Here is a 241-nt window from a genome sequence, read left to right on the forward strand (position 1 = left end):
AAATAACAAAACTAGCAAAGGGTATTTCCTTAAGAAGACCACTAGAAGGAGGATATGAGGAACAGGTAACAGTTGTAAGACAGGTGCTAGCGGAAGTCAAGACACAGGGAGACGTAGCGTTACGTGCCTATACAGTACGGTGGGACGGATATATGCCTGTGAGCTTGCGGGTCACAAAGTAAGAGATAAAAGAGGCCATAAATGCTCTTGACCAACTATTCTATGAGGATTTGGCGGAAGC

Annotated in this window: 1 pseudogene; it reads left to right on the forward strand. The window is 44.8% G+C overall.

The features are described from left to right. Positions 1-182: pseudogene (locus tag KVT27_RS25965) on the forward strand (histidinol dehydrogenase); the annotation flags it as partial. Positions 183-241: the final 59 nt, after the last annotated feature.

This window comes from Lysinibacillus sp. GbtcB16 (genome assembly GCF_019091145.1).
GTDB lineage: Bacteria > Bacillota > Bacilli > Bacillales_A > Planococcaceae > Lysinibacillus > Lysinibacillus fusiformis.